Raw genomic sequence first — 20,411 nt, forward strand, 5'->3', positions numbered from 1 at the left:
GGACGACCTGCCGGCGGGCGCCGGCGCCCGGGTCGTCAAACGGGCCAATCGGAACCGGTTCCGGTGCTGGTGGCCGATGCCAAGGCGAGTGACGTGCCGGTGTTCATCGATGGCGTCGGCTCGGTCCGGCCGTTGAGCACGGTCACCATTCGCCCGCAGGTCAGCGGCAAGCTGGCTGAACTGCATTTCGACGAGGGGCAGGACGTCAGGAAGGGCGATGTCCTGGTGCGGATCGACGATGCGGTCTATCGCGCGCAGCTCGACCAGGCGATCGGCAAGAAGGCGCAGGACCAAGCGCTGCTGCAGAATGCCGAACTTGCTCTGGACCGGTCCCTGAAACTGGTTCAGTCGAGCTCGGGCACGCAGCAGCAGGTCGATACGGCGCGCTCACAGGTCGAGCAGTACCGGGCGGCCGTCCAGTCCGACGATGCGGCGATCGCCAGCGCCCAGGCTTCGCTCGACTATACGACGATTCGGGCGCCGATCGACGGCCGCACTGGCATCCGCAATGTCGATGTCGGCAATATCGTCAGTTCTTCCGATGCGGCAGGTATCGTCACGCTGTCGCAGATCAGGCCGATCTCGGTGGTGTTTTCGATTCCGCAGCAGCAGCTTGCGAAGGTCAATGCGGCGAGCGGCGGTGGGCAGCTTTCGGTCGAGGCGATTGCCGGCGACGGCAAGAGCGTGATCGACAACGGCGTGCTTGCGGCGGTGGACAACCAGGTGGACGCGACCACGGGAACGGTCAGGATCAAGGCCAACTTCCCGAACGACAAGCTGGCGCTCTGGCCCGGCGCCTTCGTTAATGCCCGCCTTCTCGTCGAGACGTTGAAAGGCGTGATCGTCGTGCCGACGGCCGCCGTCCAGCGAGGACCCAACGGCACCTTCGTCTATCTCTTGAAGCCCGACCAGACGGTCGGCATGAGAATGGTCAAACTGGGCCAGCAAGACGATGTGCAAACCGTCATTGCCGAGGGTGTGGCGGACGGTGACAAGGTGGTGACCACCGGCTTTTCACGCCTGAGGGACGGGGAACATGTGGAGGTTGCCGCCTCGCAGCCACCGGCAGCAACGCCCGGTAATCCCCCCGGTAATCCCAATGAGGAACGCAGACCAAACCGCCGACCTCAGAAGACAGGCGGGCCCGAAGCCGCGAGTGCTGCGCCGGTCGCATTACCCGAAGCAAAACAATGAACACGTCGACGCTGTTCATCAAACGCCCGATCGCGACTTCGCTGCTCGGCGTCGCCGTGCTGCTGGGCGGCATTCTCGGCTATATCAATCTTCCCGTCGCGCCGCTGCCGCAGGTGGATTTTCCGACGATCCGGGTGACGACGCAGTTGCCGGGTGCCGATCCGGAGACGATGGCGGCGCTGGTGACTGCACCGCTTGAACGCCCTCTCGGCCAGATCCCGTCGCTGACCTCGATGACCTCGTCGAGCGCCTTCGGCATCAGTCAGGTGACGCTGCAATTCGCGCTGGGCCGGGATATCGACGGCGCCGCGCAGGACGTCCAGTCGGCCATCAATGCCGCCGGCTCGGGCCTGCCGCGCAACCTGCCCTATCCGCCGACCTATGCCAAGGTGAACCCGGCCGATACGCCGATCATCACGCTCGCCTTGCGTTCGACCAGCTACCCGATCCGAGACCTCAGCGATTTCGCCGATACGCTCCTGGCGCAGCGGCTTGCGCAGGTTTCCGGCGTCGGAAACGTCTCGATCCAGGGCGGGGTGCGGCCGGCGATCCGCGTCCAGGCCGATATTCCGCGCCTGGCCGCCTATGGTATCGGCCTCGAAGATCTCCGAACCGCGATCTCCAGCGCCAGCGTCGCCGGCGCCAAGGGTGCGCTCGACGGCACGCATCAATCCTTCACGCTTGCCGCCAACGATCAGATCATCGATCCGGAGATTTACGGCAATGTCGTCGTCGCCTACCGGAACAATGCGCCGGTGCGGCTGAAGGATGTCGCCGATATCGTTCAAGGCCTAGAGAATACCCGCGTCGGCGCCTGGTATCAGGGCGAGCCGGCGGTCATCCTCGATGTCATGAGGCAGCCGGGCGCCAATGTCATCGATACGGTCGCCAGCATTCTGAGGCAGGTGCCGCGGCTCAGGGAAGTGCTGCCGGCGGGTATTTCGCTCGATATCGTCAATGACCGGACGGAAACGATCCGGGCTTCGATCCATGACGTGCAATGGACGCTTGGGGTCAGTATCGGCCTCGTCATTCTCGTCGTCTTCCTGTTCCTGCGAACGCTGACCGCGACCATCATCGCGGCGGTCGCGCTGCCGCTGTCGCTGGTCGCGACTTTCGGGGTGATGTGGTTTGCCGGCTTCAGTCTCGACAACCTGTCGCTGATGGCCCTGACGATCGGTACGGGGTTCGTGGTCGACGATGCGATCGTGATGATCGAAAACATCGCCCGTCATATTGAGGAGGGCGAAAACCCGATGCAGGCGGCCCTGAAAGGGGCTGGAGAGATCGGCTTCACGATCATCTCGCTGACCGTCTCGCTGATTGCCGTGTTCATCCCGCTGCTGTTCATGTCCGGTATCGTCGGCCGGATGTTCCGCGAATTCGCCCTGACGCTGACGATCGCCGTCGTCGTCTCGGCGGTAATCTCGCTGACGCTGACACCGATGATGTGCGCCCGCATTTTGCGCAAGCCGGCCGAAGGGCGGCGCGGGGTGCTTGCCGGCGCTGATCGTGTCATGGAGCGGGTTATTGCAGGCTATCACCGAAGCCTGGTCTGGGTGGTCGACCGCAGCGCGCTGATGCTGATCTTGACCGTCGCAACGCTGGCGGCCACGCTTGCGCTGTACGTCTTCATTCCCAAGGGTTTTCTGCCGCCCCAGGATACGGGCCTGATCACGGCCGTCATCGAGACGGAGCCGACGACATCCTTCGACGCGATGAAACGGACCCAGGCGGTCGTCACCGACAGGCTGCGGCAGGATAAAGACGTCACCGGCATCGTCTCCGTGGTCGGCGCGAGTGCGAACAACCTGACGCTCAACACCGGCACGCTGAGCCTCGTGCTCAAGCCGCGAAGCGAGCGGACCTCTTCCGTGCCGGAGGTCATCGACCGGTTGAGGCGGGAGGTATCGCAATTGCCCGGCGTCCGCGTCACCTTCCAGGGGGTGCGGGATATCAGCATCAGCACCCGCGTCAGCCGTGCGCCTTATCAATATATCCTGACCGGTGCCACGGCGGCGAGCGTGGCGGATTGGGCGGACCGGCTGGCGACGAGGCTGGAGCAGCTTCCGGAACTGGTGGACGTCTCGTCCGAAGTCGAGATGGGGGGAGGGCGCCTGCTGCTCGATATCGATCGCGAGACGGCATCCCGTCTCGGCGTCTCGATGCAGGCGATCAGCGACACACTCAACGACGCGTTCGGCCAGCGCCAGATCACCACGATCTATGCGCAGTCGAACCAGTACCGCGTCATCCTGGAGGCGGCGCCGCAATATCAGTCCGATCCGAAATCGCTCGAACGGCTTTATGTGTCCGGAGCCTCGAATACGCAGATCCCGCTCGGGGCCTTCGCCAAGACGTCGTTTACGGCGGCGCCGCTCGTCATCAGCCACAACGAACAGTTCCCGTCGGTGACGATCAGCTTCGATCTTGCTCCAGGCGCGTCGCTCAGCGAGGCCGTCAGCGCCATCAAGGCGGCGGAAGAGGAGATTGGCGTTCCGGCGTCGATCCAGCGGGACTATTTCGGCGATGCGGAGGAGTTTGCCAATTCGCTGGCCGGAGAGCCCTGGCTGATCCTCGCCGCGATCGTCACCATCTACATCGTTCTCGGGCTGCTGTATGAAAGCGCCATTCACCCGATCACCATCCTGTCGACCCTGCCGTCCGCCGGCGTCGGCGCACTTCTGGCCCTGATGCTGTTCGGCCAGGATCTGTCGCTGATCGCGTTGATCGGCATCGTGCTCCTGATGGGCATCGTCAAGAAGAACGCGATCATGATGATCGATTTCGCGCTCGAGGCTGAGCGCGTCGAGGGGCTGTCTCCCCGCGAGGCGATCCTGAAAGCGTCAATCCTGCGTTTCCGCCCGATCATGATGACGACGCTTGCCGCGCTCTTCGGCGCGCTGCCGCTGGCGATGGCGGAAGGAACGGGCTCCGAACTGCGCATCCCGCTCGGCATCAGCATTATCGGCGGCCTGCTCCTCAGCCAGCTTCTGACGCTCTATACGACACCGGTCATCTACCTGGCATTCGAGACCCTGCGCAGCCGCATCGTCGGCCGGACGACGGGACAATCGCCTTTGCCGGCGGAAAGCGAGCTCGGAGGGCCACCGTGAACCTCTCGGAGACCTTCATCCGCAGGCCGGTCGGCACGACGCTTCTGGCAATCGGGCTGATGATCATGGGCATTGCCGCCTACCGTTTCCTGCCGGTCTCCAATCTTCCCTCGGTCGATCTACCGACCATCCGGGTGACGGCGAGCCGGCCGGGCGCCGATCCCTCCAGCATGGCGGCGAGCGTCGCTGCTCCATTGGAACGGCATCTGGGTGCGATTGCGGGTGTTACCGAACTGACCTCGTCCAGCGCGCTGGGTTCGACCAACATCACGATCCAGTTCGATATCGCGCGAACCATCGACGGGGCGGCGCAGGATGTGCAGGCGGCGCTCAATGCTGCGGCGGTCGACCTGCCGTCGGATCTCCCGTCGCTGCCGTCGTTCCGCAAGGTCAATCCCGCCGCGGCGCCGATCCTCAGCCTTGCGCTGACATCCGACAATGTCGCGCCGAGCGCGATCTACGATGCTGCCGATACCTTGGTCGTGCAGCGCATTTCGCAGGTGGAGGGGGTGGGGGACGTCAGCGTCAGCGGTGCCGACCAGCCGGCGATCCGGGTGCGGCTCGATCCCAGCCGGCTTGCGGCGATCGGCCTGTCGCTCGATGCGGTCCGCACAGCCATCGTCAGCGCCGCCACATTGGGGCCGATCGGCTCGATCAACGGCGGCGATCTCGCCTTTTCGATCGGCATGAACAATCAGCTGCGGACGCCGGAAGAATATGGCCGGATCGTCATCCGCAGCAATAACGGCGTCGCCACGCGCCTGTCGGACATCGCCATCGTCGAGCCGGGCGTGCGCAACCGGCGTTCGGATGCCTGGTACAACGGCAAGCCGGCAGTGCTGCTCAACATCACCAAGGGGACCGACGCCAACGTCATCAAGACGGTGGATGCGGTGAAGGCGCTGATCCCGGAACTCCAGGCACTGATGCCGGCGGGCGTCGAGATCGCCATCCTCGCTGATCGCACCACGACCATTCATGCCAGCGTCGACGACATGCAGTGGACACTGCTGATCACCGTCGTGCTTGTCATGATGGTGGTCTTCCTGTTCCTGCGCCGCGCGACGCCGACGGTTGCGGCGGGCGTCACCGTGCCGCTGTCGCTTGCCGGTACGTTTGCGGCGATGTGGGCCTGCGGCCTTTCGCTCGACAACCTGTCGCTGATGGCGCTGGCGGTGTCGGTCGGTTTCGTGGTCGACGATGCGATCGTGATGATCGAGAATATCTATGCCAATCTCGAAGCCGGCATGAAGCCGATGCAAGCGGCGACGGAGGGGGCACGGCAGATCGGCTTCACGGTCATCTCGATCAGCGCCTCGTTGCTCGCCGCCTTCATACCGATGTTCTTCCTCGGCGGCATCATCGGCAAATTCTTCCAGAGCTTTTCGCTGACGCTCGGTTTTGCGATCGTCATCTCTACGGCGGTTTCGCTGACGCTGACGCCGATGATCTGCGCACATCGCCTGCGTGCGCATGAGAAGCGTACTCATACGGGGGATAGGGAACGTGCGGGAATGCTGGGAGTGGTTATCGGCTTTTATGGCCGTACGCTCAAAGCCGTGCTCCACCATCAGGCGGCGGCCGTCATCGTCATCCTCGCCTGTGTCGGTTTGACCGCCTATCTCTATGTGAAGATCCCGAAGGGTTTCATCCCGCAGGACGATACCGGTTTCATCCAGGGCGGCACGGAGGCCTCGACCGACATATCCTATCCGGCCATGGTCGCCCTGCAACGCCGCGCGGCCGAGATCGCGGGCCGGGACGCGGCGGTCTCAGGGATTGGTTCTTCGGCCGGCGGCGGCTTTTTCGGTTCGGTCAATCGGGGCCAGCTGACGATCGCGCTGAAGCCACCCTCGGAGCGGGCGTCGACCGCGGAGGTGATCGAGCGGATACGAAAGGAACTGGCGACCATTCCGGGGCTCAGTTCCTATCTGTTTTCGCCGTCCGATATCCGCATCGGCGCCCGTTCGACACCGTCGCCGTTCCAGTTCACGCTCTGGGACGAGGACTTCAACGAGCTGACAACCTGGGCGCCCAAGGTTCTCGAAGCGCTGCGCAAGGAGCCGATCCTCACGGACGTCAATTCGGACCGCCAGCCGAACGGGCTGCAGGCGACTGTCAATATCAATCGAGACGAGGCCGCGCGCCTTGGGGTCAGCATCCAGTCGATCGACAATGCACTGAACAGCGCCTTTGCCCAGCGGCAGGTCTCGACGATCTATACGCAACGCAATCAATATCGGGTCGTGCTGGAGGCAGACCCGCGCTTTGCGCGCGACCCATCCGATATCTCCGGGCTCTACGTGCCGGCGGCGGGCGGGAAGCTGGTGCCGATCTCAAGCGTCACCTCGATCGAGCGTACGCTCGCGCCGCTCGTCGTCAATCATCAGGGCCAGTTTCCCTCGGTGACGATGTCCTACAACGTCAAGCTGGGGGGCACGCTGCAGGATGCCAACGATGCGGTGCTGCATGCGGTCGGCGAATTGCACGTTCCGGACACGCTGCATGCCGAGTTTGCCGGAGATGCCGGGGCCGGCAGCTCGTCGAATAATCAGCCGCTGTTGATTGTCGCCGCCATCCTGACTGTCTATATCGTGCTCGGCATTCTCTACGAGAGCCTCGCGCATCCGCTGACGATCATATCGACGCTGCCGTCAGCAGGGCTTGGAGCGTTGCTTGCCTTGATGATCAGCGGCACGGAGCTGACGATCATCGCCTTCATCGGCATCGTTCTGCTGATCGGCATCGTCAAGAAGAACGGCATCATGCTGGTGGACTTTGCGCTCCAGGCGGAGCGCCAGCGCGGGCTACCTTCGGAAGAGGCGATCTTCCAGGCGTGCCTGCAGCGTTTCCGGCCGATCCTGATGACGACGCTTGCGGCGATCATGGGCGCCGTTCCGTTGATCATCGCCACCGGGCCGGGTTCGGAGCTGAGGCGTCCGCTCGGCATCACCATCGTCGGCGGGCTGTTCATCTCGCAGATCCTCACCCTCTACACGACGCCGATCATCTACCTGATCCTCGCAAAACTGCATAACCGGCGATCGAACCGCCGGGCACTTGTTTCCGGCGAAGGAGCGGCCGATCCGGTTCGGTAGTCGGGAGGGCGTGCATCGTCGCAGGTAGAAAGCTTAAGCGCGGACCAGGATATGCGCTTCCTTCGCGGCCTCGACAAAGGCCTTCCTGGCGTCTTCCGGCTTGCTCTTTCCGGCATCCACCGCGGCGCAGACGGCGAGAGCCCGGTCGAGGGCCGTGCCGTCCTCCACCGGCCAGTCCTCGATCATCGCCCAGGCAGCACCCTGCGTCGTCTCGATCGCGGTCTCGGCCGGCGGTTCGCCGATCGATATGACGACCGGCTTGTTCCAAGGCGTGTTCATTCTCTTAAGCGTCCCGTTTGGTCTGTGCCGGTCTCATAGGCCGACTTGACGGCCGTGGCGAGACGAGGCCGCTCCGTTTAGAGCAATCCTCGCGCGGCGAGATTCTTCATCAGCGCCGAAATGCCGAAGCTCCACGGTGGGCATTCGGTGGAGAGGCGCACCGTGTTGCGCAGCGTGCCGAGGGCCGGGGACGAGATATCGACGATGTCGCCGATCTTGTGGGTAAAACCCTGGTTCGGAACATCGCGATCCTCGGTCGGCGCAAACAACGTGCCGAGGAACAGCATAAAGCCGTCGGGATATTGATGGTGATCACCGCAGGTGTGTTTCACGAGTTCGAGCGGGTCGCGGCTGATCTTCGACATGGAGCTCTTGCCGTTGAGGATATAACCATCCGGGCCAGTAACCCGCAGGTCGAGTTCGGCATTGCGGACGTCGTCCAGTCCATAACTTTCCTCGAGGAGGCGGATGAAAGGTCCGATCGAGCAGGAGGCGTTATTGTCCTTCGCCTTGCCGAGCAGAAGCGCCGAGCGCCCTTCGACATCGCGCAGGTTGACGTCGTTGCCGAGCGTCGCGCCCTTGATTTCGCCGCGGCTGTTGACCGCGAGCACGATTTCCGGCTCCGGATTGTTCCAGGTCGATACCGGGTGCAGACCGACATCCGCTCCCCACCCCATCGAGGAAAGCACCGGTGCCTTCGTAAAGACCTCCGCATCCGGCCCGATCCCGACTTCGAGATATTGCGACCACATGCCTTCCCGGATCAGGGCTTCCTTGACCTTCGCGGATTGCGGCGAACCGGCCTTCAGGTCCTTGAGGCTGCCGCCGATGATCGTGCTGACCGTCTCGCGGATCGCTGCCGCCCTGTCGGGATTGCCGGCCGCTTTTTCCTCGATGACCCGCTCGATCATCGACTGCGCGAAGGTGACGCCGCAGGCCTTGATCGCCTGCAGGTCGGCGGGTGCCAGAAGATGGGGACGCGACAGGTCGGGCCGGCCCGTGCTGTTTTTGGCAATGTCTTCCAGGGTGCCGAGGACCGGGCCGGTCGCGTTGCGGACGAAATCCGCAGCATCTGCGCGCTCCAGAAGCGCGCTGACGGTCGGCGTCTCCTTACAGGTGATGTCGACCAGGGCACCGTCACGCAGCGTGACGAGGCTGGGGCCCGAAGCAGCGGGATTCCAGACCCGGCCGAGGAAAAGGCCGTTCGTGGAAGTGTCGATAAGATTGTCGGTCATTTTTAAAAATATGCCTCCCAGACGATGTGGCCCGAATGGGCCACATCCATCTCGTTTTGTCCATCTGGTTCGAAGGGCTGTTTTCAGCTCGCGGCCAGTTTGTCCTGGGTTTTGGTCTCGAAGTCGCTGGCGTCATGGCGCTCGTGAAGCTGGCCAGACGGGTCGCCGCTGAGGCGATTGACCATTCGACCGCGCTTGACGGCGGGGCGATCCAGAATAGCGTCGGCCCAACGCTGGACGTGGGTGTAGTCCTGGACCGAAAGGAATTCGCCGGCACCATACTGCCAGCCCTTCGCGAGGCCGCCGTACCAGGGCCAGATCGCCATGTCGGCGATCGTGTAAGCGCTGCCTGCGATATATTCGCTTTCGGCAAGCCGCCGGTCGAGCACATCGAGCTGGCGCTTGGTTTCCATCGCGAAGCGGTCGATCGCGTATTCGATCTTGGTCGGGGCGTAGGCATAGAAGTGCCCGAAGCCGCCGCCGAGATAGGGCGCGCTGCCCATCTGCCAGAACAGCCAGGACAGGCATTCGGCGCGCTTGGCAGGCTCGGTCGGCAGGAAGGCGCCGAATTTCTCCGCGAGATAGACGAGGATGGCGCCCGACTCGAAGACCCTGATCGGCTGAGGCCCGGACCGGTCCATCAGCGCCGGGATCTTGGAATTGGGATTGACCTCGACAAAGCCGGAGCCGAACTGGTCTCCGTCGCCGATCTTGATCAGCCAGGCGTCGTATTCGGCGCCGGAATGCCCGAGTGCCAGCAATTCTTCCAGCATGATCGTGATCTTCTGGCCGTTCGGCGTCGCCAGCGAATAGAGTTGGAGGGGGTGACGTCCGACCGGCAATTCTTTTTCATGGGTCGGGCCGGCGATCGGGCGATTGATGCTCGCGAACTGGCCTCCATTGGATTTGTCCCAGGTCCATACTTTCGGCGGAGTGTAATTGGAATCGGTCACTTCTGGCTCCTAGCATTTGTAGAGGACGCGAAGGCTATCTGCTTTCGCCGTCGAAGACACGTTCGTCCAGCCCCCACGTAACAGAGAGCGCGAAATTTTGTGAAGGGCTGTCAGCGACTTCACGTAACATTGAGGGCCGCTGCAGGCGGTATCCATCATTTCAACCCGGCAATTTGCATAGGACCAGCGCATGTTCCCGCGCGCCCATTGACAGGCTGGCTGCGTTCTATATTCTGTTATAAAAGCTTATATAACATAATTGTGGAACAAAAACGGGAGACTGCCATGAGATTAAAGCTTGCATTCCTGGTTGCAACCGCGCTCGTCGCCACGCCGTCATTTCTGATGGCGCAGGAGAAGGGCGGCGTCGTCAACGTCGCCACCATCGGCGAGCCGCCGACACTCGATCCGATGACGTCGACGGCCGACCTCGTGGGTATCGTCACCCAGCACATTTTCGAGACGCTCTACACATTCAACAAGAAGTGGGACGTCACGCCGCTTCTGGCGGAAAGCCTTCCGGAGGTCAGCGCCGACGGCAAGACCTATACGATCAAACTGCGCACCGGCATCAAGTTCCACGACGGCAGCGACATGACCTCGGAAGACGTGGTCGCCTCGCTGACCCGCTGGACCAAGCTCGCCTCTCGGGGCAAGCAGGCCGTCGGCTTCATCGACACCATTTCCGCCGCCGACCCGACGACCGTGACGATCAAGCTGAAGCAGCCGTATGCGCCGCTTGTCTCGTTGCTCGCCTTCAACAACTCCGCCGCGATCATCATCCCGTCGGAGAAGCAGGCCGATACGATGACCGATTTCATCGGTACCGGGCCTTATATGCTGAAGGAGCGCAAGGCTGACCAGTATATCCAGCTCGTCCGCTTCAAGGACTATAAGCCGCGTTCGGGCGAGAGCGACGGTTATGGCGGCGCCCGCCACCAGTATCTGGACGAGATCCGTTTCGTGCCGGTTCCGGACCCGAACACGCGCGTTGAAGCCGCCGTTTCCGGCCAGTACGACTATATCGACTCGCTGCCAGTCGAATCCTTCGACAAAGTGAAGGCCTCGAAGGCCACTCAGCCGCTGCTCCTGAAGCCGTTCGGTTATCCGGTCTTCGTCTTCAATACAGCCGAAGGTGCTGCCAAGAGCCTTGGCGTCCGCAAGGCGATCCGCCAGGCGCTCAGCATGGAAGACATGCTTGCCGCCGCCTTCGGCAGCAAGGACTTCTACGCCCTCGACGGCAACATCTATCCGGCCTCCTTCACCTGGAGCACGGACGCCGGCGTGAAGGGCAATTACAACGTCGCCGATCCGGAAGGTGCTGCCAAGGCCGCGAAGGCCGCAGGTTATGACGGCAAGCCGATCCGTATCCTGACCAGCCGCCAATACGAGTTCCACTACAAGATGGCGCAGGTTGCTGCCGAATATCTGAAGCTTGCCGGCTTTACCGTCGACATGCAGGTGGTCGACTGGGCGACGCTCACCCAGCGCCGCACCGACAAGGCACTCTGGGACATCTACATCACCCACAGCCCCTTCCTGCCGGAGCCGGCATTGATCGGTTCGCTGGCGCCGACTTCGCCGGGCTGGTGGGATACGCCTGCCAGAAAGGCGGCCGTGGATGCTTTCTCGGCAGAGTCGGATCCGAAGAAGCGTGTCGAGCTCTGGGCCAATGTCCAGAAGGCCCTGTATGACGAAGCGCCTTTCATGAAGATCGGTGATTTCAACGCGGTCTCTGCGATCTCGACCAAGCTTCAGGGCGTCGATCCGGCTCCGTGGCCCTATTTCTGGAACGCCTCGATCAAGAAGTAATATAGTGGGCCGGTAACAATGATCGCGGCGGCAAACCCATACTCCCTCATCCCTGTGCTTGTCACAGGGATCCAGCCACGGCGCGTCTGCGCCGTGAGAGACTTCAATTCCTTCAAAGAGTCTTTTGCGCCCAAAGACTTGGGTGCGCTGGATTCCTGTGACAAGCACAGGAATGAGGGAGAGGTTCTTGCCGCCGCTTACCTTCTTCAACAGAACGCAGCAAACAGGGCCATGCCCGCATGATACGCTACATTCTCCAACGTCTTGCCGGCATGATCGTGGTGATGTTCCTCGTCGTCACGATCGTCTTCGTGATCGTTCGCGTGACGCCTGGCGATCCGGCCGCGGTCATGCTCGGCCCGGATGCCACGGCCCAGGACGTCGCCCAGCTGCGCACGCGTCTCGGCCTCGATCAGTCGATCGCGGTTCAATACGTCTTCTATATCGGCCAGCTTCTCAAGGGCGATCTCGGCCAGTCGATCTTCCTCAACATGCCGGTGACGTCAGCGCTTCTCGACCGCGCCGAACCGACTTTCTTCCTGACGATTTTCTCGCTGGCGATTGCCAGCCTCATCGCGCTGCCGATCGGCATCTATGCCGCCTATCGGCGTGGATCCTTCGTCGACCAGGCTGCGATGATGGTGGCGATGCTGGCTGCCAGTATTCCGAGCTTCTGGCTCGGGCTCATCCTGATGCAGTTCTTCGCGGTGCGGCTCAACATCTTCCCCGTTTCCGGTTACGGCGGACCGGGCGCGAGCTTCGGCGAGCGCATGTATCACCTGACATTGCCGGCTTTCGCGCTCGGCCTCGTCTCCTCGGCGCTGATCCTGCGTTTTACCCGCGCCTCCATGCTCGATGTGCTCGGCGACGATTATATTCGCACCGCCCGCGCGAAGGGGCTGATCGAGCGGCGGGTGGTGCTGAAACATGCGTTGAAGAACGCGCTGATCCCGATCCTCACCGTGCTCGGCCTCACCGCCGCGGTGCTGATTTCCGGCGCCGTGGTCACAGAAACGGTGTTCGGCCTGCCGGGCGTCGGCAATCTGGTCGTCTCGGCGGTGCTGCGGCGTGACTATCCCGTCATCCAGGGCGCGCTGCTCGTCATCGCCGCCCTCTATGTCCTGATCAATTTCGCGATCGACATGCTCTATCTGCTGGTCGATCCAAGGGTGCGCTACTGATGGCGGAAATTGTCACCACCAAGCCGGCCGCAAGCGAAGGAGCCAAGTTCTTCCGCCGGTTCCTGAAACGCAAGACGGTCGCGCTCGGGCTGGTCGTCATCGTGATCTTCGTCCTGCTGGCGGTTCTGGCGCCGTGGATAGCGCCCTATTCGCCGTCGAAACTGTCGATCGTCAACCGGCTGAAGCCGCCGAGCGAGATCTACTGGTTCGGCACCGACGAGTTCGGCCGCGATATCTTTTCGCGCACCATTTTTGCGGGGCGCCTGTCGCTGCTTGTCGGGGCTGCGGTCGTCAGCCTTTCGGCGATCATCGGCGTGACGCTCGGGCTGCTTGCCGGCTTCTTCCAGAAACTCGATACGCCGATCGCCCGGCTGATCGATGCGATGATGGCCTTTCCGGACATCCTGCTCGCGATCGCGCTGGTCGCAGCGCTCGGGCCATCGCTGGTGACGGTGATCATCGCGCTGTCGATCGTCTATTCGCCGAGGCTTGCCCGTATCGTTCGGGCCTCGACGCTGGTGATCCGCGAACTGCCTTACGTGGAGGCGGCCAAGGCGCTGGGCATCTCGACCTTCCACATCATGACGCGGCACGTACTGCGCAACCTCATATCGCCGATCCTGGTGCAGGGCACGTTCCTGTTCGCCAGCGCTATGCTTGCCGAAGCCGGACTTTCCTTCCTCGGCCTCGGCGTCAGCCCGGAAATTCCCACCTGGGGAACGATGATTGCCAGCGGGCGCCAATATATCGGTCAGGCCGACTGGATGACCTATTTTCCGGGCTTTGCCATCATTCTTTCCGTTCTGTCGCTGCAGATGGTCGGCGACGGATTGCGGGACATGCTCGATCCAAGACTTCGAAAGGACCTTTAAATGACCGGTGAAACAGCGGGCCAGCCGCTCCTCCTCACCAACGTGAAGCCGATGGCTTTCGGCGACAATGCGGCCTCCGGCACGACCGACATCCTGGTCGGCGCCGACGGGCGGATTTCCGCCGTCGGCCCGTCGCTTGCAGCACCCGCGGACGCAATCCGGGTCGACGGCAATGGCGCCTTCATCTCGCCCGGCTGGATCGACCTGCATGTGCATATCTGGCATGGCGGCACCGATATCTCGCTCCGTCCGTCGGAATGCGGCGCCGAGCGCGGCGTCACCACGCTGGTCGACGCCGGTTCTGCGGGCGAGGCCAATTTCCACGGTTTTCGCGAGTACATCATCGAGCCGTCCAGGGAGCGCATCAAGGCGTTCCTGAACCTCGGCTCGATCGGCCTGGTTGCCTGCAACCGTGTTGCCGAATTGCGTGATATCCGCGATATCGACCTCGACCGCATCCTCGAATGTTATGCGGAAAACAAGGAGCATATCGTCGGCATCAAGGTGCGGGCGAGCCATGTGATCACCGGTTCCTGGGGTGTCACACCGGTCAAGCTCGGCAAGAAGATCGCCAAGATCCTGAAAGTGCCGATGATGGTGCATGTCGGCGAGCCGCCGGCGCTCTATGACGAGGTGCTGGAAATCCTGGGCCCCGGCGACGTCGTTACCCATTGCTTCAACGGCAAGGCCGGTTCGAGCATCATGGAAGACGAGGATCTCTACAATCTCGCCGAACGCTGCGCCGGCGAGGGCATCCGTCTCGACATCGGCCATGGCGGCGCCTCCTTCTCTTTCAAGGTGGCGGAGGCGGCGATTGCTCGCGGCCTGCTGCCATATTCGATCTCGACCGACCTGCACGGCCATTCGATGAATTTCCCGGTCTGGGACCTGGCGACCACCATGTCGAAGCTGCTGTCGGTTGGCATGCCGTTCGACAAGGTTGTCGAAGCGGTCACCCATCACCCGGCCTCGGTCATCAAGCTTGCCATGGAAAACCGGCTGTCGGTTGGCGAGCGCGCCGATTTCACGATCTTCGATCTCGTCGACGCCGATCTCGAAGCGACCGATTCCAACGGCGACGTCTCGCGCCTGCAGAAACTGTTCGAGCCGCGTTACGCGGTCATCGGCTCCGAGGCCATCACCGCCAGCCGCTACATCCCGCGGGCCCGCAAGCTCGTCCGCCACAGCCACGGTTACTCGTGGCGTTGAGGCGCATCCTTGAAATCGCATGACAGGAGTTGACGTGAATACGTCTTCAGCAAAGGCCGCTCCCACGGCACAGACACCTTACGATCGGCTGATCGAGCTCGGCATCAAGCTGCCGCCGCCACCGCCGCCGATCGCCAATTTTGTCACGCATGTCCGTGAAGGCAATATGCTCTACCTCTCCGGCCAGGGGCCACGCGAGGCGGATGGCCATCTGCATGCCGGCAAGGTAGGCGCCGATGTCAGCGTCGATCTCGCCTATCAGCATGCGCGGCTGGTCGGCATCAACCTGCTTGCCGTCATGCACGAGGCGCTAGGCGACCTTTCGCGGGTGAAGCGGGTGGTGAAACTGCTCGGCATGGTCAATGCCGTACCGGATTTCGAAGATCATCCGAGCGTCATCAATGGCTGCTCGGACCTTTTTATCTCGGTGTTCGGGGATGCGGGACAGCATGCCCGTTCTGCCGTCGGTTTCGGCTCGTTACCGGGCAACATCACCGTGGAAATCGAGGCGATCGTCTCGCTGAACGACTGAGGAGACAAGGTCAGTGGTTGCGCCAACCCATCAGCTTCTCGATCCGCTGGGCGGAAGCGCGGACGTGTTCCGTATAGTGGTTCCCGTCGGACACGACCTTCTGTTCAGGCAGCACGATGGAGATGGTGGCGACGCACTCACCGCTCCGGTCGCAGACCGGCGAGGCGATGCAGGCAACCGCATAATCGGACTCCGCCACCTGGATCGACAGCCGCTCCTCAAACGCCTTGCCGGCCGAGTCGGACAGCGTGCGGGCGTCGATCTCGGCGCGGCCGGTCGGCGAGGTGCGGGCGCAGCGCTTGAACAGCTCGATCCGCTCGGCCTCGGCCAAGTGCCCGACGAGAAGCCGGCCGGATGCCGTCCAGTTGAGCGGCACGCGGGTGCCGACGCGCGAAGCGACCTGGTAATGGCTCGGGCCATCCGCCATGGCGAGCACCAGCATGTAATCACCGTCGCGGCCGCAGACCTGCACGGTTTCGCCGGCCTGCCGGCAGAGGTCGTGCATTTCGTGGGTCGCGACGCTCATGAAATCCAGCGACCGGGCATAAGCGAGGCCGTAGTGATAGAGGCGGGCGCCGAGCCAGATCGAACCGTCGGCATTGCGGGCAAGCATGTTCTTCTCGACCAGATCGTCAATGATCACATAGACGGTCGACAGCGGCGCCTTGACCGCCTTGGCGATCGCATAGGCGCCGGTCGGCGCACCCGTTTCGTAGAGATAATCGATCACCTGCAGTGCGCGGTCGATGCCGCTCACGCGCGAGCGGCGCGCGCCCTTGGCTTCCGTCTCCGTTTCGGAAACGGCCTCAACGGAGAGGTCTGCGGATGAAGTCTTTGCGTCCAACTCGATGTTCCCCCTTGGGGCTCCTCGTGTGATTTCGAGAATCTATTACATTATTATGGCATAACTGTCGATGGCAATTCGCGGTCGGCCGTCACTTTGGAGAACGACAATGTCTGATGATATCCGCACCCAGATCGGTCTTCGCCCGGTCATCAATGTTTCCGGCACGATGACGAGCCTCGGTGCTTCGATCGTGGTTCCGGAGGCGATCGCGGCGATGTCTGCGATCCTGCCGCAATTCGTCGAGATCAACGACCTGCAGCGCAAGGCAAGCGCGATCATCTCCCGGTTGACCGGCGGTGAGGCGGGCTTCGTCACGGCCTCCTGCTCCTCGGGTATCAGCCTCGCGGTCGCTGGCGCCATCACCGGCAACAACCTGCTGGCAATCGAGAAGCTGCCGGACACGGTGCCCGACAAGAACGAAGTGCTCGTACAGATGGGCCATGTGGTGAGCTATGGCGCACCGGTGGACCAGGCGATCCGGCTCGCCGGCGGCAAGGTCGTGCTGATTGGCCAGGCGACCTCGACGCACCGTTATCACATGGAACATGCGATCACCGAAAAGACGGCTGCGGCCGTCTATGTCGTCTCGCATCACGTCGTCGACTACGGCCTGCTCAACCTTGTCGAATTCGTCGAAATCGCCCACGCGAAGGGTGTGCCGGTCATCGTCGACGCGGCTTCCGAATATGACCTCAAGCTCTTCCTTTCTCAGGGTGCGGATATCGTCCTTTATTCCGGACACAAGTTCCTCGGTGGGCCGACTTCGGGCATCGTTGCCGGCAAAAAGGAGCTGGTGCGCAGCGCCTTCCTGCAGAACATGGGCATCGGCCGCGGCATGAAGGTCGGCAAGGAGAGCGTGTTCGGCGTCATGGCGGCGCTGGAAGCCTGGGAGAAGCGTGACCACGCGGGCATCCGCGAGCGCGAAACCGGCTATCTCGATCTGTGGAAACGGACGCTCGACGGCCGCCCCGGCGTCACCGCGCTTATCGAGCCGGATCCGACCAACAACCCGCTCGACCGCATGCGGGTGATCATCTCCGCGCCGGAAGCTCATATCACGGCCTGGGATCTGGCCGCAGCACTCGGCCGTGGCAACCCGCCGATCATCGTCCGCGATCACGAGGTGGAGCATCATTATTTCTATCTCGACCCCTGCAACCTGCACCCCGGCCAGGAAACCATCGTCGCGGCCCGCCTGACTGAAGAGCTCGACAAGGCGCGCGCCTCCAACGAGATCATCGCGACGCCGATCGAAGAACGCAGCCGCCACCGTTTCGACGGCGCGCTTCGTTGGCCGGACTGAACTGACAACAACGACAGGAAGGGAACGATCATGGCCATTTCGCAAGCACAAGCCGTCCAGTCCACTCAGCCGGTCCTCTCGGTGGAGAACCTGACGACCTCGTTCAACATGGACGGGGAGTGGAAGTCGGTCGTGCGTGACGTTTCCTTCACCGTCGCTCCCGGCGAAACCGTGGCGATCGTCGGCGAAAGCGGGTCCGGCAAAAGCGTCACCTCGCTCTCGATCATGCGGCTTTTGCAGGAAGGCACCAGTCGCATCGAGGGCAAGATCATGCTCGGCGGACGCAACCTGCTGGCGCTTCCCGAGCATGAGATGCGCAAGGTGCGTGGCAACGATGTCGCGATGATCTTCCAGGAGCCGATGACGAGCCTCAATCCGCTCTTCACCATCGGCGACCAGATTTCCGAGGCGCTGCTCTGCCACAAGGCGATGTCGGCGGCCGATGCGAAGGCCGAAACCATCCGGCTGCTCGAAAAGGTGCGTATCCCATCTGCGGCCTCGCGCTTCGACGAATATCCGCATCGCTTTTCCGGCGGCATGCGCCAGCGCGTGATGATCGCGATGGCCTTGGCGTCGAAGCCGAAGCTGCTGATCGCCGACGAACCGACGACGGCGCTCGACGTGACGATTCAGGGCCAGATCCTCGATCTCATCAAGCTGCTGCAGGACGAGGAGGGGACGTCGGTCCTGTTCATCACCCATGACATGGGCGTCGTCGCTGAAGTCGCCGACCGGACGATCGTGATGTATCGCGGCGAGCAGGTGGAGACTGGCGACACGCCGGACATTTTTCATCGCGGCAAACACCCCTATACGCGGGCGCTGCTCGCCGCCGTGCCGGTGCTCGGGTCGATGCAGAAGTACCAGCGACCGCTGCGCTTTCCCGTCGTCAACACGGCGACCGGAGAATCCGACGTCCAGGTGGAAGTGGCCGATACGGTTGCCGCCAACGAGCAGCCCATTCTGGAGGTGAAGAACCTCACCAAGCGTTTCGATATCCATTCGGGCCTGTTCGGCCGGGTGAGCGGCCGCGTGCACGCGGTCGAGAATGTCTCCTTCGATCTGCAGGCCGGCGAGACGCTGTCGCTGGTCGGCGAAAGCGGCTGTGGCAAGTCGACGACGGGCCGCGCCATCATGCGGCTGATCGAGCCGGACGCCGGTTCGGTGGTCGTCGAGGGCCGGGATGTGCTGGCGCTCGACAAACGCGAAATGCGCGAGATGCGCAAATCCGTGCAGATGATCTTCCAGGACCCGTTCGCCTCGCTCAATCCCCGCATGACGATCGGCCAGGCGATCGCCGAGCCCTATCTCGAACACAGGATGGGGACGGCGAAACAGGCGAAGGAGGTCGTCGCTGACATGCTGCGCAAGGTAGGGCTGACGCCCGACATGGTGAACCGTTATCCGCACGAATTCTCCGGCGGCCAACGCCAGCGCATCTGCATCGCCCGGGCGCTTGCGCTCGAACCGAAGGTGATTGTTGCGGACGAAAGCGTCTCGGCACTCGACGTGTCGATCAAGGCGCAGGTCATCAACCTGATGCTCGACCTGCAGCAGAGCCTGAACCTCGCCTTCCTGTTCATCTCCCACGACATGGCAGTGGTCGAGCGGGTCAGCCACCGCGTCGCGGTCATGTATCTCGGCGAGATCGTCGAGATCGGCCCGCGCGCTTCGGTGTTCGGCAATCCGCAGCACGAATACACGAAGAAACTGATGGCCGCCGTGCCGGTACCGGACCCCGATCGCCGCCGCGAAAAGCGGACGGTCGCCAACGACGAGCTCAAGAGCCCGATCCGCTCCGTCGACTATATAGTCAATCCGCTCGACTATAAGACGGTTTCACCGGGCCATCTGGTCGCGATGTAATGGCTGCGGCAATCAGTCGATGACGGCTTCGATCAGGAACGGTCCCTTGCGGCTGAGCGCGCCGTCGAAGAGCTTGACGAATTCCTCGATCGTCGTCGCGCGGCCGGCTTCGACGCCGAGGCCCTTGGCGAGCGAGCACCAGTCGAGTTTTGGCGCGTCGAGATCGAGCATCCGCTGGGCATTGCGGCCGTAGGCGTTGACGCCGACATTGGTCATTTCGCCCTGAAGGATGCGGTAGGCGCTGTTGGCGAAGACGACGGTCACCACATCGAGCTGTTCGCGGGCCTGGGTCCAGAGGCCCTGCACGGTGTACATGCCGCTGCCGTCGGCCTGCATCGCCACCACCTTGCGATCCGGCGCGCCGATCGCAGCGCCTGCAGCCAGCGGAATGCCGATACCGATGGCGCCGCCGGTAATCGGAAGGTGATCGTGGGGCGGGAGACCGGGCGCCAGGACCGGATACTGGCCGACGGAGGTCAGGCCTTCATCGATGATGATGGCGTTTTCCGGAAGTCGGCGGCCGATGGCGAAGCTGATCGCATCCGGCGTCAGCGCGCCGGTCGCCACCTGGATATCATCCTGCGTGAACCGGTTGCGGACGAAATCCGCATCCGGCTTGATCCCGAGGGCATCGGCAAGCGTCGCCAGCACGTCGGCGAGATCGTGTTCGTGCTCGGCGAGCTGGATGACCTCGCAGGAGGGCGGCAGGGTCGTGCTCGGTTTTCCGGGATAGGCAAAGAAGGTGACCGGGCGTGGTCCGCCGATGCAGATGGCGACCTCGAAATCCTTGAGCGCTTCGACCGCGAGATCGATCTTGTAGGGCACCGGTCTGACGAACGCGCGCCCGGCGCCGCGGGCGCTACGGCCCGAGGACGTTGAGAAGAGCGCCGCGCCGGTGGCGGCAGCGATCCGGC

Annotated in this window: 15 protein-coding genes; 10 read left to right on the plus strand and 5 right to left on the minus strand. The window is 62.8% G+C overall.

From position 1 onward, the window contains the following. From MOV61_RS19105 to MOV61_RS19115, 3 genes are all read left to right on the plus strand, one after another. Positions 1-1,194 (plus strand): efflux RND transporter periplasmic adaptor subunit (locus MOV61_RS19105; RefSeq protein WP_247137705.1); only part of this gene is annotated, 1,194 nt, incomplete at its 5' end. Next, positions 1,191-4,310 carry an efflux RND transporter permease subunit gene (locus MOV61_RS19110; protein ID WP_247137706.1) on the plus strand — a complete coding sequence of 1,040 codons (3,120 nt, stop codon included), beginning with the start codon at positions 1,191-1,193 and terminating at the stop codon, positions 4,308-4,310. The genes MOV61_RS19105 and MOV61_RS19110, both read left to right, overlap by 4 nt. Further along, positions 4,307-7,408 carry an efflux RND transporter permease subunit gene (locus MOV61_RS19115; RefSeq protein ID WP_247137707.1) on the plus strand — a complete coding sequence of 1,034 codons (3,102 nt, stop codon included), beginning with the start codon at positions 4,307-4,309 and terminating at the stop codon, positions 7,406-7,408. Before MOV61_RS19110 ends, MOV61_RS19115 begins: the two co-directional genes overlap by 4 nt. A 33-nt stretch (positions 7,409-7,441) precedes the next feature. On the opposite strand, the gene MOV61_RS19120 is transcribed toward MOV61_RS19115, so the two are convergent. The 3 genes from MOV61_RS19120 to yghU form a co-directional block, all read right to left on the minus strand. Then, the gene (locus MOV61_RS19120) at positions 7,442-7,687 is read right to left on the minus strand and encodes a DUF982 domain-containing protein (protein WP_247137708.1); all 246 of its coding nucleotides are present in this window, start codon (positions 7,685-7,687) and stop codon (positions 7,442-7,444) included. A gap of 77 nt (positions 7,688-7,764) precedes the next feature. After that, positions 7,765-8,922 carry a fumarylacetoacetate hydrolase family protein gene (locus tag MOV61_RS19125; RefSeq protein ID WP_247137709.1) on the minus strand — a complete coding sequence of 386 codons (1,158 nt, stop codon included), beginning with the start codon at positions 8,920-8,922 and terminating at the stop codon, positions 7,765-7,767. A gap of 83 nt (positions 8,923-9,005) precedes the next feature. After that, entirely contained in the window at positions 9,006-9,875 is an 870-nt protein-coding gene (gene yghU, locus MOV61_RS19130; protein WP_247137710.1) for a glutathione-dependent disulfide-bond oxidoreductase, read from the minus strand. Positions 9,876-10,160: 285 nt separating this feature from the next. Between yghU and MOV61_RS19135 the strand changes: the two genes are divergently transcribed. From MOV61_RS19135 to MOV61_RS19155, 5 genes are all read left to right on the plus strand, one after another. Then, on the plus strand, positions 10,161-11,687 hold the full coding sequence (locus MOV61_RS19135) for an ABC transporter substrate-binding protein (RefSeq protein ID WP_247137711.1): 1,527 nt from the start codon (positions 10,161-10,163) through the stop codon (positions 11,685-11,687). A 239-nt stretch (positions 11,688-11,926) separates the two neighbouring features. Beyond that, entirely contained in the window at positions 11,927-12,868 is a 942-nt protein-coding gene (locus MOV61_RS19140) for an ABC transporter permease (protein WP_038549714.1), read from the plus strand. Continuing rightward, the gene (locus tag MOV61_RS19145; protein WP_247137712.1) at positions 12,868-13,740 is read left to right on the plus strand and encodes an ABC transporter permease; all 873 of its coding nucleotides are present in this window, start codon (positions 12,868-12,870) and stop codon (positions 13,738-13,740) included. The genes MOV61_RS19140 and MOV61_RS19145 overlap by 1 nt, the downstream gene beginning before the upstream one ends. Further along, positions 13,741-14,949, plus strand: coding sequence for an amidohydrolase/deacetylase family metallohydrolase (locus tag MOV61_RS19150; RefSeq protein WP_247137713.1), 1,209 nt, complete (start codon positions 13,741-13,743; stop codon positions 14,947-14,949). 19 nt (positions 14,950-14,968) lie between these two features. After that, positions 14,969-15,481, plus strand: a complete 513-nt coding sequence (locus MOV61_RS19155) for a RidA family protein (RefSeq protein WP_051899842.1) — start codon at positions 14,969-14,971, stop codon at positions 15,479-15,481. A 10-nt stretch (positions 15,482-15,491) separates the two neighbouring features. Here the strand turns inward: MOV61_RS19155 and MOV61_RS19160 are convergent, their stop codons facing one another. Beyond that, positions 15,492-16,331 carry an IclR family transcriptional regulator gene (locus tag MOV61_RS19160; protein ID WP_038546070.1) on the minus strand — a complete coding sequence of 280 codons (840 nt, stop codon included), beginning with the start codon at positions 16,329-16,331 and terminating at the stop codon, positions 15,492-15,494. Positions 16,332-16,434: 103 nt separating this feature from the next. On the opposite strand from MOV61_RS19160, the gene MOV61_RS19165 reads away from it, so the two are divergent. Continuing rightward, the gene (locus tag MOV61_RS19165) at positions 16,435-17,631 is read left to right on the plus strand and encodes an aminotransferase class V-fold PLP-dependent enzyme (protein ID WP_247137714.1); all 1,197 of its coding nucleotides are present in this window, start codon (positions 16,435-16,437) and stop codon (positions 17,629-17,631) included. A 30-nt stretch (positions 17,632-17,661) separates the two neighbouring features. After that, positions 17,662-19,497, plus strand: a complete 1,836-nt coding sequence (locus tag MOV61_RS19170) for an ABC transporter ATP-binding protein (RefSeq protein ID WP_247137715.1) — start codon at positions 17,662-17,664, stop codon at positions 19,495-19,497. 12 nt (positions 19,498-19,509) lie between these two features. Here the strand turns inward: MOV61_RS19170 and MOV61_RS19175 are convergent. Then, on the minus strand, positions 19,510-20,411 hold a 902-nt coding region (locus tag MOV61_RS19175; protein WP_247137716.1), incomplete at its 5' end, for a thiamine pyrophosphate-dependent enzyme.

This window comes from Neorhizobium sp. BETTINA12A, from assembly GCF_023006485.1.
GTDB lineage: Bacteria > Pseudomonadota > Alphaproteobacteria > Rhizobiales > Rhizobiaceae > Neorhizobium.